Origin of the sequence: Shewanella sp. ENK2 (genome assembly GCF_043568515.1) — a bacterium.
GTDB classification, from domain to species: Bacteria; Pseudomonadota; Gammaproteobacteria; order Enterobacterales; family Shewanellaceae; genus Shewanella; species Shewanella japonica.
In genome coordinates, this window is sequence record NZ_CP171406.1 from 1827364 (window position 1) to 1850398 (window position 23035).

At 43.7% G+C, this 23035-nt stretch carries 20 protein-coding genes, 1 tRNA gene and 3 rRNA genes; 6 read left to right on the forward strand and 18 right to left on the reverse strand.

The window, feature by feature from the left end; translation table 11 throughout:
* Positions 1-3: 3 nt before the first annotated feature.
* The 3 genes from gpsA to ACGEDC_RS08135 form a co-directional block, all read right to left on the reverse strand.
* The gene (gpsA, locus tag ACGEDC_RS08125) at positions 4-1020 is read right to left on the reverse strand and encodes an NAD(P)H-dependent glycerol-3-phosphate dehydrogenase (RefSeq protein WP_211031256.1); all 1017 of its coding nucleotides are present in this window, start codon (positions 1018-1020) and stop codon (positions 4-6) included.
* A gap of 5 nt (positions 1021-1025) precedes the next feature.
* Complete coding sequence (secB, locus tag ACGEDC_RS08130) at positions 1026-1511, reverse strand: protein-export chaperone SecB (RefSeq protein ID WP_055024080.1); 486 nt, start codon at positions 1509-1511, stop codon at positions 1026-1028.
* A gap of 206 nt (positions 1512-1717) precedes the next feature.
* Positions 1718-2152, reverse strand: coding sequence for a rhodanese-like domain-containing protein (locus ACGEDC_RS08135; RefSeq protein ID WP_055024079.1), 435 nt, complete (start codon positions 2150-2152; stop codon positions 1718-1720).
* 369 nt (positions 2153-2521) lie between these two features.
* On the opposite strand from ACGEDC_RS08135, the gene gpmM reads away from it, so the two are divergent.
* From gpmM to ACGEDC_RS08155, 4 genes are all read left to right on the forward strand, one after another.
* Positions 2522-4054: a 2,3-bisphosphoglycerate-independent phosphoglycerate mutase gene (gpmM, locus tag ACGEDC_RS08140; RefSeq protein WP_394497571.1), complete on the forward strand. Its 1533-nt coding sequence runs from the start codon at positions 2522-2524 to the stop codon at positions 4052-4054.
* Positions 4055-4064: 10 nt separating this feature from the next.
* Entirely contained in the window at positions 4065-5198 is a 1134-nt protein-coding gene (locus ACGEDC_RS08145; RefSeq protein WP_394497573.1) for a murein hydrolase activator EnvC family protein, read from the forward strand.
* A gap of 75 nt (positions 5199-5273) precedes the next feature.
* Positions 5274-6476, forward strand: coding sequence for a S41 family peptidase (locus ACGEDC_RS08150; RefSeq protein ID WP_394497575.1), 1203 nt, complete (start codon positions 5274-5276; stop codon positions 6474-6476).
* Positions 6477-6499: 23 nt separating this feature from the next.
* Positions 6500-7240 carry a divergent polysaccharide deacetylase family protein gene (locus ACGEDC_RS08155; protein ID WP_394498289.1) on the forward strand — a complete coding sequence of 247 codons (741 nt, stop codon included), beginning with the start codon at positions 6500-6502 and terminating at the stop codon, positions 7238-7240.
* Here the strand turns inward: ACGEDC_RS08155 and ACGEDC_RS08160 are convergent.
* The 6 genes from ACGEDC_RS08160 to ACGEDC_RS08185 all read right to left on the reverse strand — a co-directional run bounded on the left by ACGEDC_RS08160 (position 7215) and on the right by ACGEDC_RS08185 (position 13557).
* Positions 7215-7670, reverse strand: a complete 456-nt coding sequence (locus ACGEDC_RS08160) for an Rrf2 family transcriptional regulator (RefSeq protein ID WP_055024074.1) — start codon at positions 7668-7670, stop codon at positions 7215-7217. The two genes, ACGEDC_RS08155 and ACGEDC_RS08160, sit on opposite strands and share 26 nt — an antisense overlap.
* A gap of 28 nt (positions 7671-7698) precedes the next feature.
* Positions 7699-7950, reverse strand: coding sequence for a YkgJ family cysteine cluster protein (locus tag ACGEDC_RS08165; RefSeq protein WP_055024073.1), 252 nt, complete (start codon positions 7948-7950; stop codon positions 7699-7701).
* Between the two features lie 362 nt (positions 7951-8312).
* Positions 8313-8389, reverse strand: a tRNA-Asp gene (locus ACGEDC_RS08170).
* A gap of 109 nt (positions 8390-8498) precedes the next feature.
* A 5S ribosomal RNA gene (gene rrf / locus ACGEDC_RS08175) occupies positions 8499-8614 on the reverse strand.
* Between the two features lie 160 nt (positions 8615-8774).
* Positions 8775-11666: ribosomal RNA gene (locus ACGEDC_RS08180) — 23S ribosomal RNA — on the reverse strand.
* 349 nt (positions 11667-12015) lie between these two features.
* Positions 12016-13557 (reverse strand): 16S ribosomal RNA (locus ACGEDC_RS08185).
* Together the 16S, 23S and 5S rRNA genes with 1 tRNA gene alongside form the textbook arrangement of a ribosomal RNA operon.
* A gap of 595 nt (positions 13558-14152) precedes the next feature.
* On the opposite strand from ACGEDC_RS08185, the gene ACGEDC_RS08190 reads away from it, so the two are divergent.
* Positions 14153-14704: a gamma carbonic anhydrase family protein gene (locus ACGEDC_RS08190; protein ID WP_055025510.1), complete on the forward strand. Its 552-nt coding sequence runs from the start codon at positions 14153-14155 to the stop codon at positions 14702-14704.
* 21 nt (positions 14705-14725) lie between these two features.
* Here the strand turns inward: ACGEDC_RS08190 and ACGEDC_RS08195 are convergent, their stop codons facing one another.
* Genes ACGEDC_RS08195 through ACGEDC_RS08210 form a run of 4 tightly spaced genes read right to left on the reverse strand, consistent with a single transcriptional unit; the run spans position 14726 to position 18501 of the window.
* Entirely contained in the window at positions 14726-14986 is a 261-nt protein-coding gene (locus tag ACGEDC_RS08195; RefSeq protein ID WP_394497579.1) for a DUF1488 domain-containing protein, read from the reverse strand.
* Positions 14987-14997: 11 nt separating this feature from the next.
* Positions 14998-15813, reverse strand: a complete 816-nt coding sequence (gene aroE, locus ACGEDC_RS08200; protein ID WP_055025508.1) for a shikimate dehydrogenase — start codon at positions 15811-15813, stop codon at positions 14998-15000.
* 46 nt (positions 15814-15859) lie between these two features.
* Positions 15860-17095 carry an amidohydrolase family protein gene (locus ACGEDC_RS08205; protein ID WP_372037780.1) on the reverse strand — a complete coding sequence of 412 codons (1236 nt, stop codon included), beginning with the start codon at positions 17093-17095 and terminating at the stop codon, positions 15860-15862.
* A gap of 11 nt (positions 17096-17106) precedes the next feature.
* Positions 17107-18501 (reverse strand): amidohydrolase, encoded by a 1395-nt coding sequence (locus ACGEDC_RS08210; RefSeq protein ID WP_394497582.1) that lies wholly within the window; start codon positions 18499-18501, stop codon positions 17107-17109.
* A 195-nt stretch (positions 18502-18696) separates the two neighbouring features.
* Here ACGEDC_RS08210 and ACGEDC_RS08215 point away from each other — a divergent pair, with 195 nt between their 5' ends.
* On the forward strand, positions 18697-19134 hold the full coding sequence (locus ACGEDC_RS08215; RefSeq protein WP_394497584.1) for a group II truncated hemoglobin: 438 nt from the start codon (positions 18697-18699) through the stop codon (positions 19132-19134).
* Here the strand turns inward: ACGEDC_RS08215 and hemF are convergent.
* From hemF to dprA, 5 genes are all read right to left on the reverse strand, one after another.
* A complete protein-coding gene (gene hemF, locus ACGEDC_RS08220; RefSeq protein WP_119969605.1) occupies positions 19131-20051 on the reverse strand; it encodes an oxygen-dependent coproporphyrinogen oxidase in 921 nt (306 codons plus the stop codon). The two genes, ACGEDC_RS08215 and hemF, sit on opposite strands and share 4 nt — an antisense overlap.
* A gap of 10 nt (positions 20052-20061) precedes the next feature.
* Positions 20062-20628 (reverse strand): L-threonylcarbamoyladenylate synthase, encoded by a 567-nt coding sequence (locus ACGEDC_RS08225; protein WP_065108789.1) that lies wholly within the window; start codon positions 20626-20628, stop codon positions 20062-20064.
* 129 nt (positions 20629-20757) lie between these two features.
* Positions 20758-21321: a DNA topoisomerase family protein gene (locus ACGEDC_RS08230; protein WP_394497587.1), complete on the reverse strand. Its 564-nt coding sequence runs from the start codon at positions 21319-21321 to the stop codon at positions 20758-20760.
* A gap of 150 nt (positions 21322-21471) precedes the next feature.
* Positions 21472-21945: a DUF494 family protein gene (locus ACGEDC_RS08235; protein ID WP_055025502.1), complete on the reverse strand. Its 474-nt coding sequence runs from the start codon at positions 21943-21945 to the stop codon at positions 21472-21474.
* A gap of 2 nt (positions 21946-21947) precedes the next feature.
* Positions 21948-22961 (reverse strand): DNA-processing protein DprA, encoded by a 1014-nt coding sequence (dprA, locus tag ACGEDC_RS08240; RefSeq protein WP_372037788.1) that lies wholly within the window; start codon positions 22959-22961, stop codon positions 21948-21950.
* Between the last annotated feature and the right edge of the window lie 74 nt (positions 22962-23035).

Sequence of the window (23035 nt, forward strand, 5' to 3'; positions counted from 1 at the left end):
ACGCTACTCAGAGATGGTCTCAGACTTTTGGTCTCGCCCTAGTAGCTCTTTAGCCGCTTCAACTGGTGTTTTACCTTGATAAAGCACTTGGTAAATTTGCTCAGTTATCGGCATTTCAACACCAAGTCGTTTCGCTAATGTGTAAACTTCTTTGGTATTACGATAACCTTCAACCACTTGACCAATTTCTGTTTGCGCAGTATCGACATCACTGCCTTTACCTAATGCTAAACCAAAACGGCGGTTACGTGATTGGTTATCGGTACAGGTCAACACTAGGTCACCTAAACCTGCCATTCCCATAAAGGTGTTACTGTCGGCACCCAGTGCCACACCAAGACGAGTCAATTCAACCAAACCACGAGTGATTAATGCTGTACGCGCATTGGCACCAAAGCCAATACCATCAGACATGCCAGCACCAATTGCGATAACGTTTTTGACCGCGCCACCTAATTGTAAACCGGTAAAGTCATCATTTGCATAAACACGTAAGCGTTTAGGACTATGCAATAACTCTACTAAATCACTGGTAAAATCGGCACAGGTACCTGCAACTGAGATTGCTGTAGGCATTCCAGCAGCAAGCTCTTTTGCGAATGTTGGCCCAGATAACACAGCGAGAGGAATATCATCCCCTAATTGTTCTCGAGCAACATCTTGCAATAATCGACCTGTTTCTGGCTCTAAACCTTTAGTTGCCCAGACAATGCGAGCATCATCTCGAAGCAATGGTTTAGCTTGACTGAGAACTAAACCAAATACATGGCTTGGTACTACAACCAACACATTTTTACTCGCTGCTAATGCTTTACCTAAGTCAGACTCTAGCTCAAGCGTATCAGGGAAAGCGATCCCTGGTAAAAATGCACTGTTGGCTCTGTCTTTAGCAAGGGCTTCCATGTGCTCAGGCTCATGACCCCATAGCAAGGTCTTATGACCACTGCTGGCGAGAGAAATAGCAAGGGCGGTGCCATAAGACCCCGCCCCTAATACCGTAATTTCGGTAGCGTTACTCATAAATATTAAGCGTTTTCTTCAGCAGCTGGTGCTGCAGCAGCTTCTTGCTGGCGCTGTTGAACGTATTGAGCGAATAACGCGTCAAAGTTCACTGGAGCAAGGTTAAGCTGTGGGAACGTACCACGAGAAACTAAGTTACCTACTGTTTCACGTGCGTATGGGAATAAAACGTTAGGGCAGTATGCACCTAAAGAGTGAGCCAATTGCTGCTCAGTTAAACCAGTGATAGAGAAAATACCAGCTTGTTGTACTTCACATAAGAAAGCGGTTTCGTCGCCATTTTGTGCAGTGACGGTTAACGAAAGAACAACTTCATACACGTCGTCAGAAAGTTTGTTGCTACGAGTATCAAGATCTAGCTTAACTTCTGGGTTCCATTCTTTTTGGAAAACAGCTGGGCTGTTTGGCGTTTCAAATGAAACATCTTTAGTGAATACGCGTTGAATGTTGAATTGTGGTGCTTGTTCTTCGTTGTTTGCTACTTCAGCCATGATTTCCTACCTTCAAATGTGTTTTAGCTCTTCTGTGAGGCTAATTTTAAATTTGGGCTTTTATTCCTAAAACCTAGCCAAAGCCTAGATATTAGTCCATCCCGATTAAAGTTGATCTAACTAGTTAACAAAACGCCTTAAAGCCCTTTATACAAGTAGGATCTTGTTGGACCCGCTAACATTCATTAGCAAGTCGCTGGATATATTTACTTCTTACCTTTTACTGTTGGTAAGTTTGCAGCAGTCCAGTCGCCCATACCGCCTTTTAAGTTGCTGACATTTTCAAAGCCTTGTGTAACAAGAAGTTGAGCTGCTTGCGCAGATGTCATTCCAGCATTACATACTGTAATAATGGGACTGCTTTTATACTTTTCAAGGGCAGTGGCTTTATTATTTTTAATTTCAGACAAAGGCACGTTTAACGCATCTACGATATGCCCTTTACGGAACTCTTCTTGCGAACGAACATCAATCACTTTACCGCCTTGCTTGTTCATCAGCATGGTCAATTCTTGTGTGTTGACGTTGATAACTTTAGATGTTGCTGTCTTAATTGTCGTCACAACTACAGCGATGAACAAACCAACCCAAGCGATACTTAAAACTGGGTTCGCCTGAAAAAATTCAATATATTCTTGCATCTTCTCTGCCTACTTTTAGATTGGCTAAAATTAATAAGCCACAGAGTATACCGACTGCGTCTTTATAATGCAGCAAGTTCACGCTTAATCATCACCGATGGGGGCTTATTAGTGACACTTTACACATTAAAGGTTGCATAAAATTAACAAGCCAGCGCCAAAATCATGATGATTTCGCTTTCATTGCAAAAAATTCATCTTGGCTAACCGGTATACCAGCTCCGATATTGCTATATAAATCGGCATGAAGAACAGGCTATATAAGGTAAATATCTTTTTCAGCGCCAGCATAAGTAGTAATATCCATATCAATTAAATTTTACTTTCTCATAAACTTTACACTTTAACTTTAAAAATAGAGGTACTTCCATGGCGACTCAAAAGCGTCCACTGGCATTACTTATCTTAGATGGCTGGGGCTACCGTGAAAATACGCATAATAATGCGATTTATCATGCCAACACCCCAGTTCTAGATAAACTTAATGCTACTTACCCCCATAGCCTGATTTCTGGTTCAGGTATGGATGTTGGCCTACCTGACGGTCAAATGGGTAATTCAGAAGTCGGCCATATCAATATTGGTTCTGGCCGCATTGTCTATCAAGAGCTGACTCGTATCAGTAAGTCTATTGCTGACAATGAGTTTGCACAAAACACTGCACTGTGCGAATCCATTGATAAAGCCATCAGTAAAGATGGCGCTGTGCATATCATGGGGTTAATGTCGCCAGGTGGTGTACATAGCCATGAAGAGCATATTGAAGCTATGTGTCGTATGGCTGTAGAGCGTGGTGCCACAAAAGTGTACTTGCATGCATTTTTAGATGGCCGTGATACGCCTCCACGCAGCGCTAAAGGCTCACTAGAGCACTTTGACGAACTGTTTAAATCTCTAGGTCACGGTAAAATAGCCTCACTACTTGGTCGCTATTATGCAATGGACCGTGATAACCGCTGGGATCGTGTTGAGAAGGCTTATAACCTTATCACCCAAGGCCAAGCTGAATTTAACTTCTCAAGTGCTGTCGATGCATTAGAGGCGGCATATGAGCGTGATGAAAACGATGAGTTTGTAGCTGCTACGACCATCGGTGATACTGTGTCATTAGAAGACAATGACGCACTGATATTTATGAATTTCCGTGCTGACCGAGCTCGCCAAATCACTCGCAGTTTTGTTAATGCCGATTTTGACGGTTTTAAGCGCCAGGTCACGCCTAGTGTGAACTTTGTCATGTTGACGAACTATGCCAACGACATTAAAGCTCCCGTCGCTTTCCCATCTACTGACTTAGTAAATACCTTAGGTGAAACATTACAAAACCTAGGCAAGACTCAGTTACGTATATCTGAAACCGAAAAATATGCTCACGTAACATTTTTCTTTAATGGCGGCAAAGAGCAGCCATTTGAAGGTGAAAGCCGCGAGTTAATTAAGTCTCCTGACGTAGCAACTTACGATCTTCAACCAGAGATGAACTCAACTGAACTAACCGATAAATTGGTTGCTGCAATTGAGTCTAACGAGTTTGATGTCATCATATGTAACTACCCTAATGGCGATATGGTTGGTCATACTGGCAACTTCAATGCTGCAGTAAAAGCATGTGAAGCGGTTGATACTTGTATTGGCCGAGTTGTTGATGCATTACAAAAAGTTGGCGGCGAATGCTTAATTACAGCCGATCATGGTAATGCTGAGCAAATGACTGATGAAACCACAGGCCAAGCACATACTGCTCACACAAGTGAGTTAGTGCCATTTATCTACGTCGGTCGTGACGCGACAATTGAAGATGGTGGCCGATTGAGCGATATCGCGCCAACTATGTTAACCTTGATGGAACAAGACGTGCCATCAGAAATGACAGGCCGCTCAATTATTAATCTCAAAGAGTAAATAGCCACTCGTGAATAGACGACAACTGTTCAAAGCCAGCATATTTGCTGGCTTTCTGATAATTTCATCATCAGTTCAAAGTGCCGATCTGAATAAGCGTCAGTCAGAGCTTAAAGCCATTCAAGCGCAGATCAATCAACAACAAAACTCTTTGAAAGACACCAGTCGTCAACGAGAAAAGCTCATCTCGCTGCTTAAGCGTGATGAGCAAGCTATTTCAAATGCAGCTCAAAAAGTCAATCAAACCCAATCTTCACTAACTCAAGTTAACAGTAAACTTAGTGAGTTAGAGACTGAAACGATTCAATTAGACAAGCGACGAGCTACGCAACAAAAAACCTTATCAAAGCAATTATCTAGTGCCTATTTAGCTGGTAATCATGACTACTCAAAAATGATGTTAAACCAACAAAACCCTGCGACTGTTGAACGTATGCTGGCTTACTATCAGTACCTTAATAATGCTCGAATTAAAGCCATTACAGATTTAAAGGCGACCATAGAGCAATTAGACACAGTCAAGCAGCAGCAAGTCACAGAACAACAAAAGCTTAATTCACTTATTATTGAGCAAAAGCAACAAGCTGAACAACTGAGTAAAGAGCAAAGCCAACGTAAACAAACGTTGGCACAAATTCAGCGAACCTTAACGAGTAAAGGGGCTGAACTTGAGCAAATGCAAATCGAAGAAGCCAGCTTAAAGCGGCTTATCGAGCAAGCGTTACTTGCAGCTAAAGACAATCCTGAAATGGACGGGCTTGCTAAACGACGAGGCAAATTAAACTGGCCTACTAAAGGGCATTTAGCATCTAAATTTGGCAGTCGCCGCTCAGGGCAAATACGCTGGAAAGGCGTCGTTATCGCTGCACCAGAAGGACGCAGTATTACCGCTGTTGCGCCAGGTACCGTCATTTATGCTGATTGGCTACGTGGTTTTGGCATGGTCATGGTTGTCGATCATGGTGAAGGCTACATGAGCCTGTACGGTCACGCTCAAGCACTATTAATTCAGCCTGGAGAAACTGTACAGAAAGGAGAATCTATTGCTCTTGTCGGGAGTTCAGGCGGACAGACAGAATCTGGCCTATACTTTGAAATACGACACAAAGGGCAAGCCGTTAACCCAGCGAAATATTGTCGATAAACAACTGGCTAGGAAGCCTAACTCGCTGAACTAACCGACGCCCTGTATGTACCTTGACGGTATTAAGGGGCTGTTATGATGCAATTTGCACGCTATTTCTTATGTTTTTTCTTGGGTATTTCGGTTGCGCTTTCGATGAGCTTGTCTAGCTCTGAGCAACATTATAAATCAGATTCTGAGTACAGCTACAGCCTGCTACTTGATGTGATAGATACCATCCACACTTATTACTTTAATGACGTCAATCGCGAACAACTGATCGAGTTTGCCATTGATGGCATTTTTACAAATCTCGACCCATATTCAGGCTTTTTAGACGCTAACGATTACCAAAGCATCAATGACAATAATAGTGGCCAATACTTTGGATACGGTTTCGAAGTGGCCACCGATGATGACCAAATCACGATTATTACTCCTTACCCTAACTCTCCTGCAGCTAGAGCCAACTTGCAGCCTGGTGATAAAGTACTGCAGCTAAACGATACTGTCATAGACAGTGCGAATTTAACTGATGTGCTAATGGATATTAAACAAAACAGCAACGCCAAACAGACCATTAATTTAACCATCGAGCGTGAAGAAAATGCGCCGTTCGAGTTGTCACTTAACCCTGAACTTATTCATATAGAATCTATCAATGCCAAAATACTCAAAGGTAATATTGGTTATATCCAATTGAACTCATTTCAAGAAGATGCAACAAGCGCCATCATTAGACAATCTAAACTTTGGAAGGACATTGAGTTAACAGGGCTTATTCTGGATGTGCGTAATAATCCTGGTGGATTATTAGGACAGGCCATCAGTATCGCTGACTTGTTTTTACAAAATGGGCTCATTGTTTCTACCGAAGGAAGATTTTTTGATGCCAACGAAGTGTATTACGCATCCCAGCCAGCCATTTTTAAGCACGTTCCTATGGTGGTATTAATTAATAAGGGTTCAGCATCTGCATCAGAAGTGCTTGCTGCGGCACTACAAGAAAATAACCGCGCAACTTTAGTCGGCGAAACAAGTTTTGGTAAAGGCACAGTACAAAGCCTGATCCCTATGTTAGAAATGGGGAATGCTATTAAACTCACCATCGCCAAATATAGTACGCCAGATGGTAATGATATCCACAGCAAAGGAATTGAACCTGACATCAAAATTTCTAACGAAGCTATTCTAAATTCTGAATATCTGGATATAATTGAGCAATCAACTGCGCAATATGATGAGCCACAGGATGGCCAGATTTCTTCAGCTATTGCATGGATAACAACACATAACTAAAAAGCAGACTCAGTGCGCTACTTATTTTTTTATTAACGTTACTTTTTATTGGTCCAGTTCAAGCAGTCAACATAGCAATCATCATTGACGATATCGGTTATCGTCAATCAGATGAGGCCGTGTTGTCACTACCAAATAGCGTGACACTGTCAGTATTACCTCATACACCATTAGGTCAAAAACTTGCCGAGCAAGGACATCATCAAGGAAAAGAAATCATGCTGCATATTCCTATGCAGGCCTTGAACGGTAAAAAACTGGGTAATGGTGGACTTACTAATCAAATGAGCGAACAACAACTCAAACAAGAGTTAACGGCATCGCTTGCCAATATCCCATATGCCAAAGGTGCAAATAACCATATGGGCAGCTTGCTAACTCAGTTAGACAACCCGATGAACTGGTTAATGGAAAGCCTAAAACAGAAACAGCTTTATTTTGTCGATAGTGTGACTACACGTTACAGCAAAGCCAGTAGTAAGGCTGAGAAACACGGTGTTCCACTGCTACGTAGAGAGATATTCTTAGATAACGATGTCAGTGAAGTTGCACTTGAAAAGCAATTTTCACAAATCATTGAGAAAGCAAAACAGCAAGGAAGTCTAGTTGTTATAGCGCACCCTTATCCTGAAACAGTACGCTTTTTAAATCAAAACTTACATCGATTAGAAGCAAAAGGCATTAACCTAGTTCATACATCGACATTACTGCCTGTCACAATGGCAAAAAGCGAGGGGGCTAGCTCAACTCAAGTACTGAGATAGAGAGATCAGGTAACGTCTCAAGTAATTCATCTGCATTTGCGACAATGTCAGCCAACGTTGATTCAGCAAGCACCGCCATATAAGCCGCTACCGCTTTAGCCAATATACCTTTTAAGCTACATGCCGGCGTGAATCGGCAATAAGGCTCAGTGCAATTAACTGGCGCTAATGACGGCTCTAATTCACCGACCAATTTAGCTAAATTAATGTCAGCTGGCGCCACTGCCAATTTAAATCCGCCACTCTTACCACGTATGGTTTGGATGTAGCCAAGCTTACCTAAATGATGAATAATCTTCGCAACATGGTTTGAAGATAACTCAAACACCGTAGTCACTTCCGCAATACGAAATAATGTCTCTCTTTTTGGCTGTGCAGCAAGGTACATTAGAATACGAATGCCATAATCAGTATAGCGAGTTAGTTGCATGAGTTAGTTCCAACATTTAAATACATAATCAACAAGTGGATGATTCAAGATCAGTAATCAACCAAAGCGCTTGTTCATTTGACGTACTACACACATCGATTGTGGCAGTAAAATCCGAGCATACTTTAGGTCTAGAGGGGTCGCCGAACAGTTTACAAAGGTTGTCATCATTTAACTGAATACAACGTTCTCCAGCAGGTTTACCATCTGGCATTCCTGGAATTGGGCTTGTAATAGAAGGTGCGATGCAGCAAGCACCACAACCAAGACGGCAGTCCATAAAAGTACCTAAGTGTTAAAGCAGCAATATATCTTACTAATGGCTAATATAGAATCATCTTTTCTATAAAACGCACTCAAAATACATCTTTAAGTAAAAAATGAGAGTTACGTAGAAATTATAACCTGATATTCAATGCATTGTGATGGCGCTATATGGCGTTAACTATCAATGATGTTTCTGTTAGTTAAGCTATATGCGAAAAAGTGGCACGACACAATAGCCCGTTATTAAGCTAACAAGAACAAACGATGACAGCATTCAATTAAAGCGTAATAGAATTTAAGTTTAACGCAGCACGTAAATTTCGACTCAAAACGAAAAAAGCCTCTACATTGCTGTAGAGGCTTTCGTCTTTATGTTGGCGGAGCGGACGGGACTCGAACCCGCGACCCCCGGCGTGACAGGCCGGTATTCTAACCAACTGAACTACCGCTCCTTTAGCAAGATGCTTACGCGTAATGCTAAATGCTTTTTAAGTCGCTAACTTGTCAAAGTTAGTAGACTCGCTTTATCGTGATAAAGCTACTCTTTCGAGTAAATTAGGCGCTTGGCGATGACCTACTTTCACATGGGGAGACCCCACACTATCATCGGCGCGATTGCGTTTCACTACTGAGTTCGGGATGGGATCAGGTGGGACCACAATGCTATTGTCACCAAGCAAATTCGGGTGTTAATCGCTTATCGCAATTAACTAAATTCGGAAAGCTGTTTGAGTTTTCTACTTTATTAAGCGCTTTATATTCTTCACTAAGTCTTACCTTCACAGTAAGTAATAAATCTAGTTACCATCAACTCAGATAAAAACTCATCTGGGTTGTATGGTTAAGCCTCACGAGTCATTAGTACAGGTTAGCTCAACGCCTCACAACGCTTACACACCCTGCCTATCAACGTCCTAGTCTCGAACGGCTCTTTAGAGGAATTAAATTCCTAGGGATGACTCATCTTAGGACTCGCTTCCCGCTTAGATGCTTTCAGCGGTTATCGATTCCGAACGTAGCTACCGGGCAATGCTATTGGCATAACAACCCGAACACCAGCGGTTCGTCCACTCCGGTCCTCTCGTACTAGGAGCAGCTTCCTTCAATCATCCAACGCCCACGGCGAGATAGGGACCGAACTGTCTCACGACGTTCTGAACCCAGCTCGCGTACCACTTTAAATGGCGAACAGCCATACCCTTGGGACCGACTTCAGCCCCAGGATGTGATGAGCCGACATCGAGGTGCCAAACACCGCCGTCGATATGAACTCTTGGGCGGTATCAGCCTGTTATCCCCGGAGTACCTTTTATCCGTTGAGCGATGGCCCTTCCATACAGAACCACCGGATCACTATGACCTACTTTCGTACCTGCTCGACGTGTATGTCTCGCAGTTAAGCTGGCTTATGCCATTGCACTAACCGTACGATGTCCGACCGTACTTAGCCAACCTTCGTGCTCCTCCGTTACTCTTTGGGAGGAGACCGCCCCAGTCAAACTACCCACCAGGCACTGTCCCGAACCCCGATTAGGGGCCGCGGTTAGAACATCAAAACTACAAGGGTGGTATTTCAAGATTGACTCCACTCCATCTAGCGATTGAGCTTCAAAGTCTCCCACCTATCCTACACATGTAGGTTCAATGTTCAGTGCCAAGCTATAGTAAAGGTTCACGGGGTCTTTCCGTCTAGCCGCGGGTATACGGCATCTTCACCGCAATTTCAACTTCACTGAGTCTCGGCTGGAGACAGCGTGGCCATCATTACGCCATTCGTGCAGGTCGGAACTTACCCGACAAGGAATTTCGCTACCTTAGGACCGTTATAGTTACGGCCGCCGTTTACTTGGGCTTCGATCATGAGCTTCTCCGAAGATAACCCAATCAATTAACCTTCAAGCACCGGGCAGGCGTCATACCGTATACGTCATCTTGCGATTTTGCACAGTACTGTGTTTTTGATAAACAGTTGCAGCCACCTGGTATCTGCGACTCCCAACAGCTTAGAGAGCAAGTCTCATCACCGTCAGGAGCGTACCTTCTCCCGAAGTTACGGTACCATTTTGCCTAGTTCCTTCAGCCGAGTTCTCTCAAGCGCCTTGGTATTCTCTACCCGACCACCTGTGTCGGTTTGGGGTACGATTCCTACTAACCTGAAGCTTAGAAGATTTTCCTGGAAGCATGGCATCAACTACTTCACCGCCTTAGCGGCTCGTCATCAGCTCTCAGCCTAATGTTCACCCGGATTTGCCTAAGTGAACAGCCTACAACCTTAAACGCGGACAACCAACGCCGCGCTAGCCTAGCCTTCTCCGTCTCTCCATCGCAGTTAGCAAAAGTACAGGAATATTGACCTGTTTCCCATCGACTACGCCTTTCAGCCTCGCCTTAGGGGTCGACTCACCCTGCCCCGATTAACGTTGGACAGGAACCCTTGGTCTTTCGGCGTGGGGTTTTTCACCCCCATTATCGTTACTCATGTCAGCATTCGCACTTCTGATACGTCCAGTGTGGGTTACCCCTTCACCTTCAACCGCTTACAGAACGCTCCTCTACCGCTTGCTCCTAAGAGCAAACCCATAGCTTCGGTGTATTGCTTAGCCCCGTTAAATCTTCCGCGCAGGCCGACTCGACTAGTGAGCTATTACGCTTTCTTTAAATGATGGCTGCTTCTAAGCCAACATCCTAGCTGTCTAAGCCTTCCCACATCGTTTCCCACTTAGCAATAACTTTGGGACCTTAGCTGATGGTCTGGGTTGTTTCCCTTTTGACGACGGACGTTAGCACCCGCCGTCTGTCTCCCGAGTAGTACTCACTGGTATTCGGAGTTTGCAAAGGGTTGGTAAGTCGGGATGACCCCCTAGCCTTAACAGTGCTCTACCCCCAGTGGTATTCGCTCGAGGCGCTACCTAAATAGCTTTCGAGGAGAACCAGATATCTCCGAGTTTGATTGGCCTTTCACCCCCAGCCACAAGTCATCCGCTAATTTTTCAACATTAGTCGGTTCGGTCCTCCAGTTGATGTTACTCAACCTTCAACCTGCCCATGGCTAGATCACTCGGTTTCGGGTCTACGCCTTGCAACTAAACGCGCAGTTAACACTCGGTTTCCCTACGGCTCCGCTATTCGCTTAACCTCGCTACAAAACGTAAGTCGCTGACCCATTATACAAAAGGTACGCAGTCACGGTCTCAAGAACCGCTCCCACTGCTTGTACGTATACGGTTTCAGGTTCTATTTCACTCCCCTCACAGGGGTTCTTTTCGCCTTTCCCTCACGGTACTGGTTCACTATCGGTCAGTCAGGAGTATTTAGCCTTGGAGGATGGTCCCCCCATATTCAAACAGGATGTCACGTGTCCCGCCTTACTCGATTTCATCTATGGTTAGTTTTCGTGTACGGGGCTATCACCCTGTGCCGCTGTGCTTTCCAACACATTCCACTAACACCCCATAGACTTAAGGGCTAATCCCCGTTCGCTCGCCGCTACTAGGGGAATCTCGGTTGATTTCTTTTCCTTCGGGTACTTAGATGTTTCAGTTCCCCGAGTTCGCCTCATACAGCTATGTATTCACTGTATGATGACCACTTATGTGGCCGGGTTTCCCCATTCGGACATCGTTAGCTCAAATGCTTGTTACTAGCTCGCCAACGCTTTTCGCAAGTTACTACGTCCTTCATCGCCTCTGACTGCCAAGGCATCCACCGTATACGCTTAGTCACTTAACCATACAACCCAAATAAGTTTCAAAGAAACTCAAGTTGTACCGTAACTAGCTGGTTTATTACATAATTTGCATGTGAATTAACACTACACAAATTCGCCTTAGTTTTAGAATATTCAAGACACTTAATAAAGTGTTTTGAGAACTCAATGTATTACTAAAAAGGGATTAACTTCCCAGTAATACGATTTGTAATTAATACAACGACAGACATCATCGTATTAAATACTATCAGCTTTCCAAATTGTTAAAGAACAATGCTAACCGGCTGGCGGCGCATTTCGCTCAACTCCATAAAGGAGTAACAAGCAATCTGTGTGAACACTCAACAAACATCAAGTTAGTCGTATAGGTAAGGAGGTGATCCAGCCCCAGGTTCCCCTAGGGCTACCTTGTTACGACTTCACCCCAGTCATGAACCACACCGTGGTAAACGTCCTCCCGAAGGTTAGACTATCTACTTCTGGTGCAGCCCACTCCCATGGTGTGACGGGCGGTGTGTACAAGGCCCGGGAACGTATTCACCGTAGCATTCTGATCTACGATTACTAGCGATTCCGACTTCATGGAGTCGAGTTGCAGACTCCAATCCGGACTACGACGAGCTTTATGAGATTAGCTAGACCTTGCGGCTTTGCAACCCTCTGTACTCGCCATTGTAGCACGTGTGTAGCCCTACTCGTAAGGGCCATGATGACTTGACGTCGTCCCCACCTTCCTCCGGTTTATCACCGGCAGTCTCCCTAGAGTTCCCGCCATTACGCGCTGGCAAATAAGGATAGGGGTTGCGCTCGTTGCGGGACTTAACCCAACATTTCACAACACGAGCTGACGACAGCCATGCAGCACCTGTCTCAGAGTTCCCGAAGGCACCAATCCATCTCTGGAAAGTTCTCTGGATGTCAAGAGTAGGTAAGGTTCTTCGCGTTGCATCGAATTAAACCACATGCTCCACCGCTTGTGCGGGCCCCCGTCAATTCATTTGAGTTTTAACCTTGCGGCCGTACTCCCCAGGCGGTCTACTTAATGCGTTAGCTTGGGAGCCCAGTGCTCAAGGCACCAAACTCCGAGTAGACATCGTTTACGGCGTGGACTACCAGGGTATCTAATCCTGTTTGCTCCCCACGCTTTCGTACATGAGCGTCAGTCTTTGTCCAGGGGGCCGCCTTCGCCACCGGTATTCCTTCAGATCTCTACGCATTTCACCGCTACACCTGAAATTCTACCCCCTCTACAAGACTCTAGTTCACCAGTTCCAAATGCAATTCCCAGGTTGAGCCCGGGGATTTCACATCTGGCTTAATGAACCGCCTGCGTACGCTTTACGCCCAGTAATTCCGATTAACGCTTGGACCCCTCGTATTACCGCGGCTGCTGGCACGAAGTTAGCCGGTCCTTCTTCTGTAGGTAACGTCACAGTAACAACGTATTAAGCTGCTACCTTTCCTCCCTACTGAAAGTGCTTTACAACCCGAAGGCCTTCTTCACACACGCGGCATGGCTGCATCAGGGTTTCCCCCATTGTGCAATATTCCCCACTGCTGCCTCCCGTAGGAGTCTGGGCCGTGTCTCAGTCCCAGTGTGGCTGATCATCCTCTCAGAACAGCTAGGGATCGTCGCCTTGGTAAGCCATTACCTTACCAACTAGCTAATCCCACCTAGGTTCATCCAATCGCGAAAGGCCCGAAGGTCCCCTCCTTTCCCCCGTAGGGCGTATGCGGTATTAGCAGTCGTTTCCAACTGTTATCCCCCTCGACTGGGCAGATCCCTAGGCATTACTCACCCGTCCGCCGCTCGTCAGCAAAGTAGCAAGCTACTTTCTGTTACCGCTCGACTTGCATGTGTTAGGCCTGCCGCCAGCGTTCAATCTGAGCCATGATCAAACTCTTCAATTAAAGTTTTTTGAGACTAAGTCTCGGCTCAATGAATTCTGATTACATTATGCAGACTCGGAAGAATCTACATCCTGTTTGTTACATATTGCTATGAACACTCATCGTTACATTGATAATAATTTTGATTGCTGCATTCTTTACGAGAAAGAGTGAGCAATTTCGATTAACTCAACACCTGTGAGTGTCCACACAGATTTACTTGTTTGATTGTTAAAGAGCGTGATATCAATTTTTCAGATATCGCCGTAAGACGCTAGGTCGTTGGCTTGAGGAGGCGTATTCTACACTTCCCGTTGTTGGCGTCAAGCGTTTTTTAAACTAATTTAAAAACTCTTTTCTGCCCGTTAATTAGTAGGTTTAAAAACCGTTCCAATTAACCCTGATACGTTGAGCCTGTTGGCCTGTCGCCGTGTCAGTGGATGCGCATTATAGGGAGATTCTGAATCAGCGCAAGGGCTTTTTTAAAGATTATTCACTTTTACTGTTCGCTTGCTGAGAATTTAAACTAATCAGCTATTTTTTATGCTTTTTTAGCAGCAAACATGGCCTTTTAGCCCTTATACTTAAGCTAATTACATTTATTAGGGATTTTTATATGTTTAGCTCAATTCGTTCTTACCAAGGAATCCACCCTAAATTGGCAGATAATGTCTATATAGATAGTGCAGCAGTTATCGTTGGTGATATTACACTCGATCATGATGCGAGTATTTGGCCAATGGTCGCCGCGCGTGGTGATGTGAATATAATTAAAATAGGTAAGCGCAGTAATGTTCAAGATGGCAGTGTTTTACATGTAACGCGAAAATCACCAACAAACCCGGAAGGTAATCCACTGTTAATCGGTGATGATGTCACTATTGGTCATAAAGCAATGCTTCATGGTTGTACCGTTGGAAATCGTGTGCTGGTAGGAATGGGAGCTATTATTCTTGATGGAGCCATCATTGAGGATGATGTGATATTAGGTGCTGGGTCATTAGTTCCACCAGGTAAAGTATTACAAAGTGGCTTTTTATATGTTGGCAGTCCTTGTAAGCAGGTACGCCCATTAACTGAAAAAGAATTGGCATTCTTACCACAGTCAGCAGATAACTATGTCAGATTGAAAAATGAATACTTGGTCGATTTACAACAATCGAGTTAAACAGATTCTATGTTCATTTCATTATAGTTGAATCATACCTTGCTCATCGAATGCTTCAGATTCGATGAGCTCTTCTGCTAAATCTTCAATGTCGAATCTGATTTGCTCGAAAGCAGCAAGCGCTTGCTGGCTATTTTCAATCTTTATTGCTGCCAGTTTCTCAATGGTTTCAGCCTTAATCATACAAGTAACATTCATACCTTGTACCTGTGCCACAAATGATAATTTCTGTTGTGCATCGTGCCAGTCAACAATATCAGTAAAGAGGATACTTTGATTCATCGTTATCAGCCTTATGATAATTGAGTCCGCAAAACTTGATGCACAGCTTGAGTCGATGGCATCACGCCGCGCCAAATATTAAAACTGTGTGCAGCTTGTCCAACTAACATACCGAGACCATCTGCTACTTTATTTGCACCTTGAGATAGCGCCCATTGATTAAAGAGCGTCACCTCAGCACCATAAGACATGTCATAGCATTGAGTGTTAGAGTCTATAATGCATGACGGTAACTTGATTAGCTCTCCGGCGAGTCCCGCTGAAGTTGAATTAATAATTAGATCAAAGGATGTGGCTAACTCTTCAATCGATTTAGCTTTAACATCTCCAAATTGATTAAATAAGTCTGCTAGTTTTTGAGCTTTACTACATGTACGGTTACATATTGTTAAACTGACACCTGCTTGTAATAGAGGCTTTATGCAACCTCTCGCTGCGCCACCTGCACCGACAAGCAAAACCTGCTTATTGGCAATATCACCAAAGTGCTGAATAACATCAGTCACTAACCCAACCCCATCTGTATTATCGCCTCGTATTTTTCCGCTGGGTAAATAGATGAGTGTATTGACTGCACCTGCAAGTTTGGCTAACTCACTTAATTCATCACAAGCAGCATAAGCTTGCTCTTTAAAAGGTGCGGTAACATTCGCACCTTTACCGCCATTAGCAAAAAAAGCCATTAATGATTGAGAGAATTGATCGACAGGTGCAAGAATGGCTTGATAGCTAATTGCTTGCTGAGTTTGTTTTGCAAACTCAGTATGTATAAATGGCGACTTACTTTGTGCGATTGGATTGCCAAATACAGCATACTTATCGATCATTAATATTCTCTCTTTCATTAACTCGTTTGGTTTATCTCATGTACCACTACTTAGTATAAGCTTGTGGCATTGAGGATTTTGTCATATAGCGATCACGCAATACATCTTGACGGCTTTCAGTACTTTGCTCTTCACCGCCAATCCACATTTTTTCAATATGGCTACTGTATTCAAATGGATCGCCGCTCCAAAGCACCATATCAGCAGGCATACCGACAGCAATACGCCCCGCTTCTAAGTGGAATGTATCTGCAACATTACTGGTTATCGCTGCCATAGCATCATCGTAATTCATGCCATTAGCAACCGCATTACCTGCGCTGTAACGTAATGCATAGTTATTGTGAGCATCACCCGGAGTGGCTAACACGACTTTGACGCCAGCTTTACTCAATTTGCCAGCGTTATCCAGTGAATTATGCAAAGAATCAAAACTTTCAGGTAAGTTTCGCATTGCATCCATAACCACAGGGATTTTGGCTTTAGCAATTTCATCTGCAAGTAACACAGCGTCAGCTGCTTGCAGTAATACTAAATCGATATTAAAACGCTGCTTGAGTTTAATCAGCTGCAAAATATCACTACCGCGATCGGCATAAGCAATAACAGGTTTGTCACCACTTAACACTGCATTGATGATTAACGCTTCTTTGCTTGGGGTTTTATCGGCGTCTTTATCAGATTTAGCGAGCGCTTTCTGACCTTCTTCTAATTTATTAATCAGATTCTGCATACCAATGATACGAGAGCCTTCGTGTTTTGCGCCTAATGACACAAACAAGGCTTGTTCAGTAGCGACAACACTGTCCCACTCACCGGTGAGAGTGACTTCAATTGTTTGCCCAGAAAATATGGTTTCACCGCCACCAGGAGCGACGATATTACGTGTTATGCCACCTTTTCGGGCGAATGGAATTGCAACACTTTTAGGGTTAAACGCTAAACTTGGATCAAACGTCATGTCAGCCGCTTTGTCATTAGTGTCTCGGGTCATTTTTTCCTGACCCACTTCGACTAAACCAAGCGGGTTCATCGCTCCAATAAAGCCAGGGGTTAAGATACCGCCTTTGGCATCGATAATAATATCTGCATTTACCACATCTGGGTTTAACTGGATGATTTTACCATCTTCTATAATGACAGAGGCATTGCTAAGCACACCCTGCTCAGTTGAGGTATAAATCTTGGCGTTGGTCACGGCAAGGGTATCGGCTTGTACTAACGCAGGCAGTAATCCAGCAAGCATTGAGATAGCAACGAGTGAATAATTAAAATGTTTCAATGTCTTGCTCCTTATTGTTGGCCTAGCATAAAGTCACTTTTTGCACGGTACGCATCATCTTGACGGTCAAATACCTTGGCGCCATCGATAAATACTTTATCGGCTTGAGCGTAAACACTGAATGGATTACCATTCCAAATGACAACATCGGCATTTTTGCCCGCTTCCAGTGAACCGGTTTTATCTGCAATTCCTAATGATTTAGCCGCATTTGAGGTGATCCAGCTAATAACATGCTCTTCTGTTAAGTTGAAACCATGCTGATTGGCGCTATACATGATTTTCGCTGTCTCTTGATTAAGACGTTGAATAGTGGTGCTTGAGTCAGAGTGCACTACCGCACACGAATTTTTGACAGCATCGACCATGGCAACGTTTTCAACGATCATGTCGTTAGCTTCCATTTTAAAGCCCCACCAATCAGGCCACATCGCAGCACAGTTACCATTCTCTGCCAGTAAATCGGCAATCTTGTAACCTTCAATTGCATGATGGAATGTACCTGAGTGGTAGTTAAATTCTTTACCTAAATCCACCATCATTGCCATTTCTTCTGCTTTATAACAATGGTTATGGATTAGGATCTCTCCTTCTAACACGCCTTTTAACGTGTCATAAGTCAAATCACGTTCAGGGGCTTTAGGGTTTAAACCTGCAGCATAATCGGCTTCGTATTTATCCCATGCTAGCTTATATTCATTCGCCTCAATAAAGGCTTGGCGGTAACCAGCCATATTGCCCATACGCGTCATTGGTGCAACAGTTTGCTTTCTGCCGTACGCGCCTTTAGGGTTTTCGCCACAAGCCATTTTTAAACCATAAGGAGCATCAGGAAACTTCATTCCTTGCATCGTGGTAGATGGCGTGTTTTTAAGTGTCACCCCACGACCACCAATTAAGTTCGCAGAGCCGGGCAAAATCTGAAGCGTGGTCACACCGCCTTCCCGGGCACGGTTAAAGGCAGGGTCTTGCGGCCAAACGCTGTGCTCAGCCCAAACTTCTGCAGTATTAGGATTAGTCACCTCATTGCCATCACTATGAGCGTCGGCACTTGGGCTTGGGTATACCCCTAAATGTGAATGCACATCAATAATACCTGGGGTAATCCACATATCGGTTGCATCAATAACAGTTGCGCCAGCAACTAACTCATCGGCAATGTTAGTACCAACAGCTTTAATCTTACCATCCACCATTAATACATTTGCTTGTTCAAGCTTTTCGCCTTTACCTGTTAATACTGTCGCATTAGTGAGTAACGTGGCACTGCGGGGCAAGGCTTGATATGTGCTTGGGTATGGATTTTTGTTAATCGTGACTTGAGGATCTTGCTTTTGGGTTTGATTACACCCAAGTAAAGCAACTGACACTGCAATGACCGTCATGGACGGCGCAAATTTGGACATGTTTTACTCCCTGTTATTATTGTTATTAACCGACACGGTATAATTTAACGAGGTTAAGCAGGGAAATACAGCCAATGCTTGATAAGATTTGTAGCAAAACATTAACAAAGTGTTACTTTTCGAATCATTCATACATACTGTCAGGTAAGAAATCCCGCTATAATCCAAAACTACTTTACTTAGCAAAGCTTAATAATGAATTGGTTTAAAAAACTTTTTGCCAGCAAACCACAAGCTGATGATAGAGATCCATCGCAGTCGAATGCCTACGATCTTATTGGCGGCGAAAAAACAATCCGCTTGATTGCCCATTATTTTTATCAACAAATGCAGCAACGACCAGATACTCAGTCATTGCTGAGCATCCATCGCGCACCTATTGCTGATTCAGAACAAAAACTATTTGAGTTTCTCAGCGGCTGGTTAGGCGGACCTCAGTTATATCAACAAAAGTACGGTCACCCAGCGTTAAGAGCTAGGCACATGCCGTTTGCCATTGATCAAGCGATGGTTGAACAATGGCTTATCTGTATGGAACAAGCCATTATCAAGGCAATAAAAAAGCCTGAACATCAACAAGTGATATTTCAGGCTATTTCAACTCTAGCTAACAACATGCGTAATAAAGACTAACTTTCGAGTTGTAACCAATCTTGTGGTTTAAGGTAGCGTTCGTACAATTCAGCCTCTTGCGAATCTTCTTCTGGCGTAAAGCCATACTCCCAACGCACCAGTGGTGGCATCGACATCAATATCGATTCGGTGCGACCACCAGTTTGCAAACCAAACAAGGTACCTCGGTCATATACTAAATTGAACTCAACATAGCGCCCACGGCGGTATAGCTGAAACTGGCGTTCATCATCGTTATATTCAAGTTCTTTATTTCGCTCGACAATAGGCGCATAAGCCGTTAAGAAACCACTGCCTACCGCTTGCATAAAGTCAAAGCTCTTTTCAAAGCCAGGCTCGTTTAGATCATCAAAAAATAATCCGCCAACACCGCGAGTTTCATTTCGGTGTGGTAAGAAAAAGTACTCGTCACACCATTTCTTATATTTTGGATAGACATCTTCACCAAATGGTGCGCAGATATCTGCCGCTGCTTGATGCCAAGAAACCACATCTTCTTCAAATGGGTAATATGGTGTTAAATCAAATCCTCCACCAAACCACCAAACAGGATCGGCACCTTCTTTATGGGCAATAAAGAAACGTACATTTGCATGCGTCGTCGGAATAAACGGATTATTAGGGTGAATGACTAACGATACCCCCATGGCCTCAAAACTGCGTCCAGCTAACTCTGGGCGATGTGCTGTCGCTGAAGCAGGCATGGCCGCTCCCATAACATGTGAGAAGTTTACCCCAGCTTGCTCAAACACTTTACCTTTAGTTAATACTCTACTGGTGCCGCCACCGCCTTCAGCACGCTCCCATGACTCGGCTTGAAAAGTTGCTTTACCATCCAAGGCTTCAAGACCTTCACAAATGCTTGCTTGAAGTGATAATAAATATTGTTTTACTACTGAGGCATCAGGTAGTGCCATATCAAAGTCCTTATTGTCCGTTACGTAATATTTTACCACTACGGGCATCAATAATTGTCGAAGGCTGGCGTTGTGAACCTAATTCACCCACGACCAGCGCTGTAATATCGTTAGAGAAAGTATGCTCAATTTCAGCAGCTGACATCGCGGGATCATGACCCGCAATATTGGCACTGCTTGATACAAAAGGCTTGTTAACGGTATCGCATAAAGCTCTGACTACTGGGTGCGAAGAAACACGAACAGCAATGGAATCAAATTGACCGCAAAGTAATTTACTAACGCCTGGCTTTATTGGCATCACAAAGGTAAATGGCCCAGGCCATTTGCTGAAAGCAAACTCAAGTTGGGCAGTGGTTAACTGTGACTCATCGATATAAGGTGCTAACTGTTGAAAGTCACTGGCAACCAGAATCAAGCCTTTTTGCCAAGGACGCTGTTTAATATCGAGGAGCTTTTGAATGGCATTAAGATTATCAGGATCGCAACCTAAGCCGTAAACAGCTTCTGTTGGATAGGCAATAACCCCACCTTGGGCATACACTTCAGCGACTTCAGATGCGTTCAACAGCTGCATAAAAAACCTTTAACCTATATAAATTAAAGACAAATTATACAGACTCTGTAGATATGAACAATTGCTGATATACGATTATGGTGAAGCAACGAGTTTACTTTTGGCAAACCCAAAATAAACATCCCGCCATTATATAGGCCGTTTATATTTACAACTTTTTTGTGGGCATTCTAATCGGCTACCTGCGGCGCCTTTGCGCTCAACAAGTATTCCAAAGTCACACTCTGGACAGGTTTCATTATGAGGCGGATAGTTCACTAGGTATTTGCATTTAGGGTACATATTACAAGCAAAGAAGGTTTTACCATAACGACTTGTTCGAGACTCTAAGTGACCTTTTTTACAATGAGGACAGCTAATCACTTCCGCTTCTGCATCATGATCATGTTTTTCGATATGTTTACACTCAGGGTAATTAGTACAACCGATAAAAATCCCGAATCGACCTGATTTGACAGCAAGTTCACTGCCACATTCTGGGCATTCTGAACCTTCGATGACCTGAGTTTCAATAGATTCATGTTGCACTAATGGTCGAGTAAAATCACATGTCGGGTAATTATTACAACCAACAAAGCCACCATGTTTACTGTTTTTAACTGATAATTCGCAGCCACACTTAGGGCAGAGTTCAAACTCTTTTTCTAAAGCATGTTCATGCACAGTAAATAATTGTTGATCAATTTTAGACATGTCGCTCTCAACTCAAACCATGACTGCAATAGAAAACTGCAGTCATAAGGCTATGATATAAATAACTCTCAAGACTAGTGTAGCAAATATCAAGATCAAAAAAGGAGGCTATGCCTCCCTTTTCATCACTTGGTCAAAACAATCGACTATTTAAGAGTGTAATCGGCCATCTGGCTGCTCAAAAATAAGATCTTCCATTTGCTCATAAGCGGATTCATTCCCTGGCACGTTAAATAGCACCATCAGAACAACCCATTTTAAATCTTCTAAAATCAAGCTCGTTTCATCAAGCGCCATCACTCGGTCAATCACCATCTCACGAGTCTCAACACTCAATACTTGGATTTGTTCTAAGAACAATAAAAAGCCTCGGCTTTCAACATCCAGTTTTGCCATTTCATCTTTTGTGTATATACGAAATGACTGTTGAGCATGATTACACAAGTAAGGCTTATCGCTTTCTTGCAAATCAGCTAAACGTTCTAACCACGATAAGGCTTTTAAAATATCAGCCTGATGGAACCCTGCTCGAGTTAGCTCTTTGGTAAGTTCATCTTCGTCAACTAATAGCTCAACTTCACTGTGAACATAGTTCTCAAAAAGATACATGAGGATATCAAACATGGTTATCTCCTCTCTAGTCTGACGTAACCACCAGGCACTTGCGCAACCCAGCCCTGCAATTCAAGTTCAAGCATTTCAACTAACACCAGATCTATCGACTTCCCGCTATGCTCAACTACCGAATCTAAACTGGTAGTCTCATAACCTACACTAGCTAACAGCGTAGAAAATGGCAAATTTGTTGTATTATCTTCTATATGGTGACGATTAGCGACATCTTCAAGGTGAAAGCTGATCATTGTGGACAATTCTTCAACAACATCAGCCGCACATTCAACCAATTTAGCCCCATTCTTTAACAAATCATGACAACCTTGACTGTATCCACCAGCCACTGAGCCTGGCACTGCAAACACTTCTCGGTTCTGCTCCATCGCCAGCCTAGCGGTAATAAGTGAGCCACTTTTACGCGTTGCCTCAACCACAATTGACCCTAATGATAAACCACTAATAATTCGATTACGTTTAGGAAAGTTTCCTGCAAACGGACCTATATTTGGCCAATACTCACTTATTACACAACCAGAGTCTTGTATTTGGTGATACAAATTACTGTGCCTTTTGGGGTAAATGCATTCTACCCCAGTGCCCAATACAGCCACCGTTACGCCTTGATGCCCTAGCGCCGCTTTATGAGCAGCGCCATCAATCCCTGTTGCCATACCGCTTGTAATAGAAAAGCCTAGACTTACAAGCTCACCAGCAAGTGAATTGGCAATGTTTAATCCACCTACTGATGCATTTCGACTGCCAACCATGCCAATAGATGGCAACAGCAAACTTTCTAACTGACCTTTCACAAAAAGCACTGAGGGAGGATCTGAGATTTGTTTCAGTAATGCAGGATATTCCGGATCGGAAAGGCACAGGATATGGTGGTTGGAGGATTGTTGCTGCCAATCCAGCGCGGCATCAACTTTATCAAAGTCTATCTGACATTGTGAAAGCAGCTTTGCCGATAGCGGCAAAGACTGCTTTTCGAACTCTAAACGTTGTCTTAATTCCTCAACATCCATTTGAGTTAATAATTGTTGAATCCGGGCGGGTCCTAGCCCGGATACTGCACAAACAACTAGCCAATCGACCAGCT